Genomic DNA, 13363 nt, shown 5'->3' with positions numbered 1-13363 from the left:
CCTTGCGGCGTCGTCTGCGTCGTCTGCTGACGGCTCCGGCCTCAGTGATCCTGTGCGTGGGCGCGTGTGCGTCCGGCGCCCCGGCCGCCTCCGCCGTCGCCGACGGCCCGCCCGCGGTCTGGTCGGCCGCGCCCGCCCCCGCCGGTACGGACGCGCCCGGACCGGACGACAGGACGTCGTTCTACCTGGAGGGCGCGGCGGGCGCGGTGCTCTCCGACAAGCTGGCCCTCGTCAATCCCGCCGACCGCGCGCGCTCCCTCGAACTCCGGGCGTCCGCGCCCTGGATCTCCCTCGCCGAACGGCAGGTACGGGTGCCCGCCCGTACGCGCGCCGACGTCCCGCTTTCCGTGACCGTCCCCGGCGACCGCTCAGGATCCGGTGACCTCTCCGGGGCCGTGGTCGTCAAGGGCGAGGGGCGGGAGGTACGGGTGCCCCTCGCGTTACGGGTGAGCGGCGCGCCCGCGCTGCCCGCGCTCGCCGTCGAGAACGTACGGGTGAGCGGCGCGGCGGACGGGCGCGGGGCGGTCATCCGGTATGCGGTCGTCAACCGCGGCAACACCGTTCTGGCGCCTCGTCTCGACATCCGTGCGGACGGCGTCTTCGGCTCGGTTCTGCGCCGTACGGTCCGTGACGCACCGGCCGCGTTGGCGCCCGGGCGGGCCGTGCAGCGGGTGGAGCGGTGGGCGGACGCGCCCCGGCTGGACTCGGTGACGGTACGGGTCACTGCCGCGGCGGAGGGCGGGGTGCGGGCCAGTGGGGCGGCGTCGTACACGCCGTGGCGGTGGGTGGTGCCGGTGCTGGGCGGGGGTGTGCTCGCTGTGGGCGGTGGGGTGGTGCTGGTGCGGCGCGTGTGGGTGCGGCGGCGCGTGCGGGTGCGGCGGCGCGTGGTGGGCCGGCGCCGGGGCCTCCGGGGCAGGGTCCTGGACCGTATATTTACGGCGCCCTCCCCCTCTGCGTGTTCGTGCCCCGCACTTGGCGCCACAAATACACGTCAGCGTCCAGGACCCTGCCCCTACGTCCCCGGCGCCTCCCTCGTCGCTCTTCTGCTGGCCGTCCTCGTGCTCTTCTCGTCCGCGGGTGCCGCCTCGGCTGATGGGTCCCCCAAGCTCTCCCTGGATCGGTCTGAGGCTGGAAAGGGCAGCGCGGTGGTCGTGAAAGGGGAAGGGTGGCGGCCGGGATCGCTGCTCACTCTGCTTGTGTGCGGGCAGAACATGGTGGGGGGTACCAACGACTGCGCCAATGCGGAGGGGCGGACTGTTACTACAGGGAGTGACGGGCGGTTCCGGAGGGAGCTTGTTGTTGCCGAGCCGCCTCGGCCTTGTCCCTGTGTGGTCCATGTCGCCACTGTGATGGGTGATGCCGAAAGCGCTGATGCTCCGCTTGTCGTCGCCGGGCATCCCGTCGCCCCCATGCCCTCCAGCGCCCGGCTGGGCGTCCTCGCGGCGCGGCTGGAGGGCTCCAGCGGGCTGCTCACGTGGTTCGGGGCCCCGCCCGAGCGGCGGCTCGTCGTGACCGTCGGCAACCTCGGCTCCGGCGCCGTCAAGGATCCCGTCTTTCGTGTGGGTACCGCGCGGGGCGTCCTTGCTCCTGTGTGGGAGGAGCGGAAGTGGCATGGGACTGTTCCGGCCGGGCAGCGCGCCCGCGTCGTTTTTGATGTGGAGCTTGGTGCGGGCGCTCACGGGCCCTACGAGGTTTCCCTGAAGTACGGGGAGAAGGTCCTTGTCACCGAGCCCTGGGACGTCGGGCGGCCCTGGGGTGTCGTGCTGTTCTGGGGGCTGCTGGGGTGCGTGGTGGCCGTCGGGCTCTTCCGGGCGGGGATGGTCGTTGTCGACCGGCTTCGGCCCCCGACGCCCGCGCCCGAAACTTCTACGGCTCTGCCCTGGTTTTCGCCCGGGACCCTGCCCCCTCCCGACTGATCCCACGCAAAAGGGCCCCCGGCGCATCATTGCGCCGGGGGCACCCTCACTGCTCAGCGGACCGCGTCAGCGGACGTCGCCCATGAGCGCCTCGATCTTCTTGCGGTACATCCATACCGCGAAGCCCGCGAGGACCGCGGCGGTGGCCTGTCCGAGGATCGCGCCGATGCCGTTGAGGTCGACACCGCCGACCTCGCGCAGCAGGGTCGTGGTGCAGTTGCCCGCGGTGACCGCGAGGAACCAGACACCCATCATCTGGCTGGCGTACTTCACCGGCGCCATCTTGGTGGTGAGCGACAGGCCGACCGGGGAGAGGCACAGCTCACCGATGGTCTGGATCATGTAGATCATCACCAGCCACATGGGGCCGGCCTTCGAGCCCTCCGAGGCCGCCGACATCGGGATCGCGAAGACGAAGAACGACGCGCCGATGAGGGCCATGGCCACCGAGAACTTCACCGTGGAGCTCGGCTCGCTGCCGCGGCGGGCCAGCCACAGCCACAGCCAGGCGATGACCGGGGCGATGGCCATGACCCAGATGGGGTTGATGGACTGGAACAGTACGGACGGGATCTGCCAGCCGAAGATGGTGTCGGAGGTCCTCTTCTCGGCGAAGGTCGACAACGTCGAGCCCGCCTGCTCGAAGATCATCCAGAACACGGCGGCGGCGACGAAGAACCAGATGTAGCCGGTGACCTTGGTCTGCTCGGTCGAGGTCAGTTCCTTGTCGCGCTTGATGCGGATCAGGACTGCGGCCGGGATGGCCACACCGAGCAGGGCGAGCGGGATGGTGGCCCACTTCTGGGTGAAGTGGCCGGTGCCTGCGACGGCGCCGTAGAAGACGGCGGCGATGCCGAACCACAGCAGGGCCTTCAGCAGGATGGAGTTGCGCTCGTCCGCCGGCAGCGGCTTCGGGACGACGCTGCTCTCGGGGCTGAGGAAGCGGGTGCCCAGCAGGAAGATGATCAGGCCGAGGGCCATGCCGATCGCCGCGATCGCGAAGCCCAGGTGCCAGCTGACCTTCTGACCGACGGTGCCGATGACGATCGGCGCGAGGCCGGCGCCGAGGTTGACGCCGATGTAGAAGATCGTGAAGCCGCCGTTGCGGCGCGGGTCCTGCGGGCCGTTGTAGAGGTGGCCGACCATGGTGGAGATGTTGGACTTCAGCAGGCCGGAGCCGATCGCGACCAGCGCGAGGCCGGCGAAGAAGGCCGGCTTGCCGGGCACGGCCAGGCACAGGTGACCGGCCACGATGACGCTCGCCGCGATGGTGACTGTCTTGCGCGGCCCCCAGATCCGGTCGCCGAACCAGCCGCCGGGCATCGCAAGCAGGTAGACCATGCCCACGTAGACGCCGTAGATGGCGACCGAATCGGCCTCGGGCATCGCCAGACCGCCGCCCTGGCTGCCGGGCTTCGCGTCCGGGCCGCCGGCGATCAGGTAGAGGACGAGGAGGGCGCGCATGCCGTAGTAGCTGAAGCGCTCCCACATCTCCGTCAGGAAGAGAGGTGCCAGGCCGAGGGGGTGGCCGAGCAAGGTCTTGCCGCCGTCGCCAGGAGAGGTCTTCTCCTGCTCGGCAGCACCCTTGGTCAGGCTGGACGCCATGGTCGATCCTTGTGTTCGCGGGACGCGCCGCTTGCAGCTGCTACGCGCCCGGGTGGGGGTTGGCCGGCACCGGTCACCGTGCCGCCCGCCCCACGTCCAAGGGGCTCGCTCTCTCCTCCAAGGGAGCGAAAGGGCAGCCGTCACCGGGATCCACGCCCTCGCGCACCTTCGCGCGACGGACCCGGCCGCCAGGTCATTCACTGCGGAACAAGACTGGGGTTTCCAGTCCTGCGCACAACAGAGGCCTTCGGCGCGCCGAGAACGATCCGAAAGGCCCCCTTGTAGCTACAGACGTCTGGTAACCATACGTCACACCCCGCCCGCAAACGGAAGGAGTTGAGACGCGGATCACAGGGCCTCGGGGAACCGTTTGGCCACCTCCAAAGGTCCGTACCGGGCTGTCAAGGGTTGCCGCGGGTAGCCGCCGGTACGCCTCTGACGTGGGCCCGCGCGGACTACCATCACTGCATGACCCGAGTACTGCTCGCCGAGGATGACGCGTCCATCTCGGAGCCGCTCGCACGCGCGCTGCGCCGCGAGGGGTATGAGGTGGAGGTGCGAGAAGACGGTCCCACGGCGCTGGACGCCGGGCTCAAGGGAGGGGTGGACCTGCTCGTCCTCGACCTCGGGCTGCCCGGCATGGACGGACTGGAGGTCTGCCGCCGGCTGCGCACCGAAGGCCACGGCTTCCCGGTCCTCGTACTGACGGCCCGCGCCGACGAGGTGGACACCGTCGTCGGCCTGGACGCCGGCGCCGACGACTACGTCACCAAGCCCTTCCGTCTCGCCGAACTGCTGGCCCGCGTCCGGGCCCTGCTGCGGCGCGGCACCGTGGAGGCCCACCAGCAGCCGCCCGCCACGCACGGCGTGCGCATCGACGTCGAGTCGCACCGCGCCTGGATGGGCGACGAGGAACTCCAGCTGACGGCGAAGGAGTTCGACCTGCTGCGGGTGCTCGTCCGGGACGCCGGACGCGTGGTCACCCGCGATCAGCTGATGCGCGAGGTCTGGGACACCACGTGGTGGTCCTCCACCAAGACGCTCGACATGCACATCTCCTGGCTGCGCAAGAAGCTCGGCGACGACGCGGCCAACCCCCGTTACATCGCCACCGTGCGGGGCGTCGGGTTCCGCTTCGAGAAGAGCTGAGCCCGGCCGCCGGGCGGGCCCTGCCGCCCGCCCGGCGGGAGCCAGCGTTCGTACCACCCGCCCCGGAGGGCAACCCGTGCGCCGCCGACTGATCAATTCCACGCTCGCCGTCGTTCTCGTCGTGATCGCCGTCTTCGGCATCTCGCTCGTCATCGTCGAGACCCGCACGATCGAGAGCAGCGCCCGGGAGAGCGTGCAGTCCGAGGCCGTACGGCTCGTCAGCATCGTCGACAGCCGGCTGGTCGGGGGCGAGCGGGTCGAATCCGGAGTGCTCAGTGAGCAGATCACCGCCGACCGGTACGCCCGGATCGAGATCCCCGGGCGCGCGCCGATCGAGATCGGCGACCGGCCCGAGGGCGGTGTCATCGCCAATACGCAGAAGGGCGACCACGGCGAGCTCGTCCGCGTCGAGGAGTCCCGCTCCACGGTCAGCCGCGAGGTCGGCCGCACGCTGCTGGTGATCCTCGCGGTGGCGCTGCTCGCCGTGGTCGCCGCCGTCTTCCTCGCCGTACGGCAGGCCAACCGGCTCACCGCCCCGCTCACCGACCTCGCCGAGACCGCCGAGCGGCTGGGCTCCGGCGACCCCAGGCCCCGCCACCGCCGCTACGGGGTGCCCGAGCTGGACCGGGTCGCCGACGTCCTGGACAGCAGCGCCGAGCGGATCGCGCGGATGCTCACCGCCGAGCGGCGGCTGGCCGCGGACGCCTCGCACCAGCTGCGGACGCCGCTGACGGCGCTGTCCATGCGGCTGGAGGAGATCACGCTCACCGACGAGCCGGAGACGGTCAAGGAGGAGGCGACGATCGCCCTCGCCCAGGTCGAGCGGCTCACCGACGTCGTCCAGCGGCTCCTCACCAATTCCCGCGACCCCAAGTCCAGCTCCGCCGTCACCTTCGACCTGGACGAGGTCATCAAGCAGCAGATCGAGGAGTGGCGGCCCGCCTCGCGCAGCGAGGGCCGCGCCATCGTGCGCTCGGGCAAGCAGGGGCTGCGGGCCGTCGGCACGCCGGGCGCGGTCGCCCAGGTCCTCGCCACCCTCATCGAGAACTCGCTGATGCACGGTGACGGCACGGTCGCCCTGCGGACGCGCGTCACCGGCAACCAGGCCGTCGTGGAGGTCACGGACGAGGGGCCGGGAGTGCCGCCGGACCTCGGCGCGCGGGTCTTCGAGCGCACCGTCAGCGGGCGGAACTCCACGGGGCTGGGGCTCGCGGTCGCCCGGGACCTCGCGGAGGCCGACGGCGGCCGCCTGGAGCTCCTCCAGGCGAACCCCCCGGTGTTCGCCCTCTTCCTCAGCCGCGAGTCGGAAGAGCCGGACGTCCAGGTCTGAGCCGGCCGTACGTGCTGCTACTTGCGCGCTTCCACGCGCGCCCCCGCATCCGCCGCCAGGAACGATTCCGCAGTCTCCACGGCCTGTGCGCGGAAGACCCACGTGCGGTAGGACCAGAAGCGGAAGACCGTTCCTATCCCGAGTCCGATCACATTCTTCGCGATGTTGTCCGCGAGCGGGGACGTCAGGCCGAGGCCGTAGTGCGAGAGCGCCAGGATGCCGTTCTCGATGATCAGCCCGGCGCCGCTGAACAGCAGGAACAGGCTCATCTCGCGGCTGCGCCGGCTCCGGTCGGCGTCGCGGTAGGTCCAGTACCGGTTGCCGACATAGTTCGTGGCGATGGCCACGGCCGTGGCGATCACGCCCGAGCGGACCACCGCGAGGTGGAACCCGTGGACGCAGATGTTGAACACGAGGAAATTGACCACGAACCCGATGGCCCCGACCGCGCCGAACTTCGCGATTTCGCGGGCCAGCCGCTCCAGCCGGGAACGCACTGCGCGCCGTTGACTCATGAGATCGTCAGGCTCCGTTTAATGGGCGTCGTGGGGGCGTGGGGCAGCTTTCATGCTAGCGAGCGGGCTCGGCGGCCGATGGGCGGAGTCGGTGAACGTGAGACGAACGCGAGTCATATCGGCCATCGGGGCAGACGCCGTCTTTTCGGATGATCCTCCGAACGCGGTCCGGGGTGGTTCCCTCGTACGGATACCCTGGGGGCGTGACGTTCCCGGTAGTCGGCATGGTCGGCGGCGGCCAGCTCGCCCGCATGACCCACGAGGCGGGCATCCCCCTCGGCATCAAGTTCAAGCTGCTCAGCGATACTCCGCAGGACTCGGCGGCCCAGGTGGTCAGCGATGTCGTCATCGGCGACTACCGCGACCTGGAAACCCTTCGTGCTTTCGCACAAGGGTGTGACGTGATCACCTTCGATCACGAGCACGTTCCGACCGAGCACCTCCGGGCCCTGGAAGCGGACGGCATCCCCGTCCGCCCCGGGCCCGACGCATTGGTGCATGCCCAGGACAAGGGCGTGATGCGGGCGAGGCTCGACGCGATCGGAGTGCCGTGCCCCCGGCACCGCCTCGTCGAGGACCCCGCCGATGTGGAGCGCTTCGCCGCCGAGGGCGACGGTTTCCCCGTCGTCCTGAAGACGGTGCGCGGCGGATACGACGGAAAGGGGGTGTGGATCGTCCGCAGCGCGGAAGAGGCGAGTGAGCCCTTCCGTGCCGGCGTCCCCGTCCTCGCGGAGGAAAAGGTCGCCTTCGTCCGCGAGCTCGCGGCCAACGTCGTCCGCTCCCCGCACGGCCAGGCCGTCTCGTACCCCGTCGTCGAGTCCATCCAGGTCGACGGCGTGTGCGACACGGTGATCGCCCCCGCGCCCGGCCTCTCCGCCGAGCTGTCCGCGCAGGCGCAGCAGCTCGCGCTCAAGGTCGCCAAGGAGCTCGGCGTCGTCGGGCACCTCGCCGTGGAGCTGTTCGAGACCGCCGACGGCCGCATCCTCGTCAACGAGCTCGCGATGCGCCCGCACAACTCCGGCCACTGGACCCAGGACGGCGCGGTCACCTCGCAGTTCGCCAACCACGTGCGCGCGGTGCTCGACCTGCCGCTCGGCGACCCCCGCCCGCGCGCCAAGTGGACCGTCATGGCCAACGTGCTCGGCGGCGACTATCCCGACATGTATTCCGCGTACCTCCATTGCATGGCGCGCGACCCGGGCCTGAAGATCCATATGTACGGAAAGGACGTCAAGCCCGGCCGCAAGGTCGGACACGTCAACACCTACGGCGACGACCTGGCGGATGTGCGCGAGCGCGCGAGCCACGCCGCCGGATATCTGCGAGGAACGATCACGGAATGACTGCCTCCCCCGTCGTCGGCCCCGTCGTCGGCATCGTCATGGGCTCCGACTCCGACTGGCCCGTCATGGAAGCCGCCGCCCAGGCCCTGGACGAGTTCGAGGTCCCCTACGAGGTCGACGTCGTCTCCGCGCACCGGATGCCGCGCGAGATGGTCGCCTACGGGGAGCGGGCCGCCGGCCGCGGCCTCAAGGCGATCATCGCGGGCGCGGGCGGCGCCGCCCACCTGCCCGGCATGCTGGCCTCCGTCACGCCCCTGCCGGTCATCGGCGTGCCCGTGCCGCTGAAGTACCTGGACGGCATGGACTCCCTGCTGTCCATCGTCCAGATGCCCGCCGGCGTGCCCGTCGCCACGGTCTCCGTCGCCGGCGCCCGCAACGCCGGCCTGCTGGCCGTCCGCATGCTCGCCGCGCACGACGGCGACCTGCTCGCCCGCATGCAGCACTTCCAGGAAGAGCTCAACGAACAGGCCACCGACAAGGGCCGGCGCCTGCGCGCGAAGGTGCAGGGCGGCGCGGGCTTCGGATTCCGCAAGTGACCACCGGGGACAGCACCGGGGGAGAGGGCCGGGGAGCGACGATGACGGAACAGCTGCTGGAACGCGCCCGCGAGCTCCTCGCCGCCCACCCCGTCGTCGACGGCCACAACGACCTGCCCTGGGCGCTGCGCAAGCAGGTCCGCTACGACCTCGACCAGCGCGACATCGCCGCGGACCAGAGCGCCACCGGGCTCCACACCGACCTGCCGCGGCTGCGGGCGGGCGGGGTCGGGGCCCAGTTCTGGTCGGTGTACGTCTCCACGGATCTGGCCGGGGACGAGGCCGTCAGCGCCACGCTCGAACAGATCGACGTCGTGCGGCAGCTCGCCGACCGCTACCCCGGCGACCTGCGGCTCGCCTTCACCGCCGACGACATGGAGGCGGCCCGTGCCGAAGGGCGCATCGCCTCCCTGATGGGCGCCGAGGGCGGGCACAGCATCAACTGCTCCCTGGCCACGCTGCGGGCGCTGCACCGGCTCGGCGTGCGCTACATGACCCTCACCCACAACGACAACGTCCCGTGGGCCGACTCCGCCACGGACGTCCCCGCGGTGGGCGGGCTGACGCGCTTCGGCGAGGAGGTCGTGCGCGAGATGAACCGCGTCGGCATGCTCGTCGACCTCTCGCACGTCTCCGCCGACACGATGCGGGACGCGCTGCGCGTCAGCGAGGCGCCGGTGATCTTCTCGCACTCGTCGGCGCGGGCCGTCTGCGACCACCCGCGCAACGTGCCGGACGACGTGCTCGGCGCGCTCGCCGCGAACGGGGGCGTGGCCATGGCCACGTTCGTCCCCAAGTTCATCCTGCCCGCGGCCGTCGCCTGGACGAAGGCCGCCGACGAGAACCTGCGCGCGCACGGCCTGCACCACCTGGACACCTCGCGGCGGGCGATGGAGCTCCACGGCGCCTTCGAGGCGGAGCACCCGCGGCCGCTCGCCACGGCGGCGACGGTCGCCGACCACCTCGACCACATGCGCGAGGTCGCCGGAGTCGATCACATCGGCATCGGCGGCGACTTCGACGGCACGGCCTTCACCCCGGCCGACCTCGCCGACGTCGCCGGCTACCCCAACCTCATCGCCGAGCTCCTCCGGCGCGGCTGGTCCGACGCGGACCTGGCCAAGCTGACGTGGCAGAACGCGGTACGGGTGCTGCGCGCCGCGGAGGACGTGGCGCGGGACGCCTCCGCGGTACGGGGCCCGTCGATCGCCACGATCGACGCGCTGGACGGCACGACGACGGCCTGAGCCGTTGCGGTTGAAGGCGTCGGCGCCTTCAACCGCCGGTAGCCGTTACGCCCGCGGCCGGCCCATCGCCCGGAACGTCCACCCCGCCGCGCGCCACGCGGCAGCGTCGAGCGCGTTGCGGCCGTCGATGAGGTGGCGTTCGGCGACGACGGCGCCGAACGCCTCCGGGTCGAGCTCCCGGAACTCGCCCCACTCCGTCAGGTGCAGCACGACCCGCGCTCCCCGGCACGCCTCCAGCGCGCTCGGCGCGTAGGCGAGGGTGGGGAAGAGACGGCGCGCGTTGTCCATGCCCTTCGGGTCGTAGACCGTGACCTGGCCGCCCTGGAGGTGGATCTGCCCGGCGACGTTGAGCGCGGGGGAGTCGCGGACGTCGTCCGAGTCCGGCTTGAACGTCGCACCGAGGACGGCGACCCGCTGTCCGAGGAAGCTGCCGCCGACCGCCTCGCGCGCCAGCTCCACCATGTGCGCGCGGCGGCGCATGTTGATGGAGTCGACCTCGCGGAGGAAGGTCAGCGCCTGGTCGGCGCCCAGCTCGCCGGCCCGTGCCATGAAGGCGCGGATGTCCTTGGGCAGGCAGCCGCCGCCGAAGCCGACGCCGGCGCGCAGGAACTTCTTGCCGATGCGGTCGTCGTGGCCGATGGCCTCGGCCAGCTTCACGACGTCGCCGTCGGCGGCCTCGCACACCTCGGCCATGGCGTTGATGAAGGAGATCTTCGTGGCGAGGAAGGAGTTCGCGGCGGTCTTGACCAGCTCGGCGGTCGGGTAGTCGGCGACGACGAACGGCGCGCCCTCCCCGATCGGCCCGGCGTACACCTCGCGCAGCAGCTTCTCGCCCCGCTCGCCGGCGACGCCGACCACGATGCGGTCGGGGTGCAGCGTGTCCTGGACGGCGAAGCCCTCGCGCAGGAACTCGGGGTTCCAGGCCAGCTCGACCTCCTCGCCGGCCGGGGCCAGCTCGGTGAGCAGCCGGGCGAGCCGGGCGGCGCTGCCGACCGGGACGGTGGACTTGCCGACGACGAGCGCGGGCCGGTGCAGCACGGCGGCCAGGGAGGTGACGGCGGCGTCGACGTAGGACATGTCGCACGCGTACTCGCCGTGCTTCTGCGGGGTGTTCACGCAGACGAAGTGGACGTCGCCGAACTCGCCGACCTCCTCCCAGGAGGTCGTGAAGCGCAGCCGCCCGGTCGAGCCGTCCAGCCCGGCGACGTGCTTCTTGAGCAGCTCCTCCAGGCCCGGCTCGTACATCGGGACCTTGCCGCGCCCGAGCGTCTCGATCTTCCCGGGGTCCACGTCGAGGCCCAGCACCTCGAAGCCGAGCTCGGCCATGGCCGCGGCATGCGTCGCGCCGAGGTAGCCGGTGCCGATCACGGTGATCCTGGGGGCCATGCGTGCTCCATGTGCTGACGGGCGGGACTGCGGTGCCCGAGCATAGTCGGGCCCCGAGCAGGGAAGGAGCGGGGTGAGGGCCGTAGCGGCAGGGGCCGTGCGGCGCTGTCGGCAAGCTCACGTAGTCCGTGTCCCGGGGCCGCCCCTAGAATCTGGGTTACTAAACGGTAGTTAACTCTCAGGGGAGTACGCCTTGGCGGGAAACACGGACTTCGACCTCTACCGGCCGTCCGAGGAGCACGACGAGCTGCGCAAGGTCGTGCGCCAGCTTGCCGAGGAGAAGATCGCCCCGCACGCCGCCGACGTGGACGAGCAGGCCCGCTTCCCCCAGGAGGCCCTGGACGCCCTCGTCGCCACCGACCTGCACGCGGTGCACGTCCCCGAGGAGTACGGCGGCGCCGGTGCCGACGCCCTCGCCACGGTGATCGTGATCGAGGAGGTCGCCCGCGTCTGCGTGTCGTCCTCGCTGATCCCCGCCGTGAACAAGCTCGGTTCGCTGCCGGTGATCCTCTCCGGCTCCGAGGAGCTGAAGAAGAAGTACATGGGCCCGCTCGCCAAGGGCGACGCGATGTTCTCGTACTGCCTCAGCGAGCCCGACGCCGGCTCGGACGCGGCCGGCATGAAGACCCGCGCCGTGCGCGACGGCGACTTCTGGGTGCTCAACGGCGTCAAGCGCTGGATCACCAACGCCGGCGTCTCCGACTACTACACGGTCATGGCCGTGACGGACCCCGAGAAGCGCTCCAAGGGCATCTCGGCCTTCGTCGTCGAGAAGAGCGACGAGGGCGTCTCCTTCGGCGCCCCGGAGAAGAAGCTCGGCATCAAGGGCTCCCCGACCCGCGAGGTCTACCTCGACAACGTCCGCATCCCCGCCGACCGCATGATCGGCGCGGAGGGCACGGGCTTCGCCACCGCGATGAAGACCCTGGACCACACCCGCATCACCATCGCCGCCCAGGCACTCGGTGTCGCCCAGGGCGCCCTCGACTACGCCAAGGGCTACGTCCAGGAGCGCAAGCAGTTCGGCAAGCCGATCGGCGACTTCCAGGGCGTCCAGTTCATGCTGGCCGACATGGCGATGAAGATCGAGGCCGCCCGCCAGCTGACCTACGCGGCCGCCGCCAAGTCCGAGCGCGGCGACGCCGACCTCACCTTCCAGGGCGCCGCCGCCAAGTGCTTCGCCTCGGACGTGGCCATGGAGGTCACCACCGACGCCGTCCAGCTCCTCGGCGGCTACGGCTACACGCGGGACTACCCGGTGGAGCGGATGATGCGCGACGCGAAGATCACGCAGATCTACGAGGGCACGAACCAGGTCCAGCGGATCGTCATGGCCCGCAACCTGCCGAAGTAGCAGGCGGTAACCCGCGGTCCGTACGGGGAGGGGAGGTGCCCGGCACCTTCCCTCCCCGTACGGCTGCACGCCGCTGGCGAGCCGGCCGGGCGCGGACGATCCTGTACGGGAGGACGTCCGTAACCGCCCGCTGCCTGGAGGCTCCGCCATGCCCGACGTCACCGGCCCGTACGCCCCCGGCACCCCCTGCTGGACGGACCTCATGGTTCCCGACCAGCAGGCGGCGCTCGACTTCTACCGCGACCTCTTCGGCTGGCAGGGGCAGGTCGGACCGCCGGAGACCGGCGGCTACGCGGTCTGCGAGCTGAACGGCAAGCCCGTGGCCGGGATCATGGCGGCGATGAACCCGGACGGCAGCAAGCCCGATCCGATGCCGCCGCCCGTGTGGACCACCTATCTGGCGACCGCCGACGCGGACGCCACGCAGTCCCGGATCGTCAGCAACGGCGGCACGGTGATGATGCCCGCCATGGACGTCATGAGCATCGGCCGGATGGCCGTGGCCGCCGACCCCACGGGCGCCGTCTTCGGGCTGTGGCAGGCGCGCGACTTCGCGGGCGCGCAGGTCGTCAACGAGCCCGGTGCCGTGATCTGGAACGAGCTCAACACCAGCGACACCGCCACCGCCTCCGGCTTCTACGCCAAGGCGCTCGGCATCAAGGCGGCCCCCATGGAAGGGGCCACCGGCTACTTCTCGCTGGAGGTCGACGGCCGCATGGTCGGCGGTCTGCAAGGGCTCGACAGCATCGAGGGCATCCCCGAGGGGACGCCCTCCCACTGGCTGACGTACTTCTCCGTGGACGACACCGACAGCACGGTCGACGCGGTGGTGCGCGCCGGCGGCACCGTCCTCAAGCCGCCGTTCGACATGATGGCGGGCCGCATGGCCGTCGTGCAGGACCCGCAGGGCGGCACGTTCGCCGTCATCAACGCCACGCAGCCCGAATGACGGGACGCGCCAGGCGCGACAGGAGACCGCCGC

Annotated in this window: 11 protein-coding genes; 8 read left to right on the top strand and 3 right to left on the bottom strand. The window is 71.1% G+C overall.

What is annotated here, in order from left to right; translation table 11 throughout:
- Positions 1 to 2 precede the first annotated feature (2 nt).
- Positions 3 to 1916 carry a hypothetical protein gene (locus tag PS271_RS10300; protein WP_398381655.1) on the top strand — a complete coding sequence of 638 codons (1914 nt, stop codon included), beginning with the start codon at positions 3 to 5 and terminating at the stop codon, positions 1914 to 1916.
- 66 nt (positions 1917 to 1982) lie between these two features.
- On the opposite strand, the gene PS271_RS10295 is transcribed toward PS271_RS10300, so the two are convergent.
- Positions 1983 to 3521, bottom strand: a complete 1539-nt coding sequence (locus PS271_RS10295) for a peptide MFS transporter (RefSeq protein ID WP_398381654.1) — start codon at positions 3519 to 3521, stop codon at positions 1983 to 1985.
- 468 nt (positions 3522 to 3989) lie between these two features.
- Here PS271_RS10295 and PS271_RS10290 point away from each other — a divergent pair, with 468 nt between their 5' ends.
- Both PS271_RS10290 and PS271_RS10285 read left to right on the top strand, forming a co-directional pair.
- Positions 3990 to 4670 carry a response regulator transcription factor gene (locus PS271_RS10290; protein WP_030365213.1) on the top strand — a complete coding sequence of 227 codons (681 nt, stop codon included), beginning with the start codon at positions 3990 to 3992 and terminating at the stop codon, positions 4668 to 4670.
- Between the two features lie 76 nt (positions 4671 to 4746).
- The gene (locus PS271_RS10285; RefSeq protein ID WP_398381653.1) at positions 4747 to 6000 is read left to right on the top strand and encodes a sensor histidine kinase; all 1254 of its coding nucleotides are present in this window, start codon (positions 4747 to 4749) and stop codon (positions 5998 to 6000) included.
- 17 nt (positions 6001 to 6017) lie between these two features.
- Here PS271_RS10285 and PS271_RS10280 read toward each other — a convergent pair whose 3' ends face one another.
- On the bottom strand, positions 6018 to 6515 hold the full coding sequence (locus PS271_RS10280; RefSeq protein ID WP_398381652.1) for a GtrA family protein: 498 nt from the start codon (positions 6513 to 6515) through the stop codon (positions 6018 to 6020).
- Between the two features lie 149 nt (positions 6516 to 6664).
- Between PS271_RS10280 and PS271_RS10275 the strand changes: the two genes are divergently transcribed.
- From PS271_RS10275 to PS271_RS10265, 3 genes are read left to right on the top strand one after another with little or no spacing between them, the layout of a single operon-like run.
- Positions 6665 to 7858 (top strand): 5-(carboxyamino)imidazole ribonucleotide synthase, encoded by a 1194-nt coding sequence (locus tag PS271_RS10275; RefSeq protein WP_398381651.1) that lies wholly within the window; start codon positions 6665 to 6667, stop codon positions 7856 to 7858.
- Positions 7855 to 8394 carry a 5-(carboxyamino)imidazole ribonucleotide mutase gene (gene purE / locus PS271_RS10270; RefSeq protein WP_398381650.1) on the top strand — a complete coding sequence of 180 codons (540 nt, stop codon included), beginning with the start codon at positions 7855 to 7857 and terminating at the stop codon, positions 8392 to 8394. Before PS271_RS10275 ends, purE begins: the two co-directional genes overlap by 4 nt.
- Positions 8395 to 8435: 41 nt before the next feature.
- Positions 8436 to 9641, top strand: coding sequence for a dipeptidase (locus PS271_RS10265; RefSeq protein WP_398381649.1), 1206 nt, complete (start codon positions 8436 to 8438; stop codon positions 9639 to 9641).
- 45 nt (positions 9642 to 9686) lie between these two features.
- Here PS271_RS10265 and PS271_RS10260 read toward each other — a convergent pair whose 3' ends face one another.
- Positions 9687 to 11027, bottom strand: a complete 1341-nt coding sequence (locus PS271_RS10260; protein ID WP_398381648.1) for a UDP-glucose dehydrogenase family protein — start codon at positions 11025 to 11027, stop codon at positions 9687 to 9689.
- Positions 11028 to 11220: 193 nt separating this feature from the next.
- Here PS271_RS10260 and PS271_RS10255 point away from each other — a divergent pair, with 193 nt between their 5' ends.
- Positions 11221 to 12381, top strand: coding sequence for an acyl-CoA dehydrogenase (locus tag PS271_RS10255; RefSeq protein ID WP_120759547.1), 1161 nt, complete (start codon positions 11221 to 11223; stop codon positions 12379 to 12381).
- A 148-nt stretch (positions 12382 to 12529) separates the two neighbouring features.
- The gene (locus PS271_RS10250) at positions 12530 to 13330 is read left to right on the top strand and encodes a VOC family protein (protein ID WP_398381647.1); all 801 of its coding nucleotides are present in this window, start codon (positions 12530 to 12532) and stop codon (positions 13328 to 13330) included.
- Positions 13331 to 13363: the final 33 nt, after the last annotated feature.

Source organism: Streptomyces sp. SCA2-17 (genome assembly GCF_044336695.1).
The sequence above is the reverse complement of the archived record's forward strand: the minus strand, read 5'-3'. Positions and strand labels throughout refer to the sequence as shown.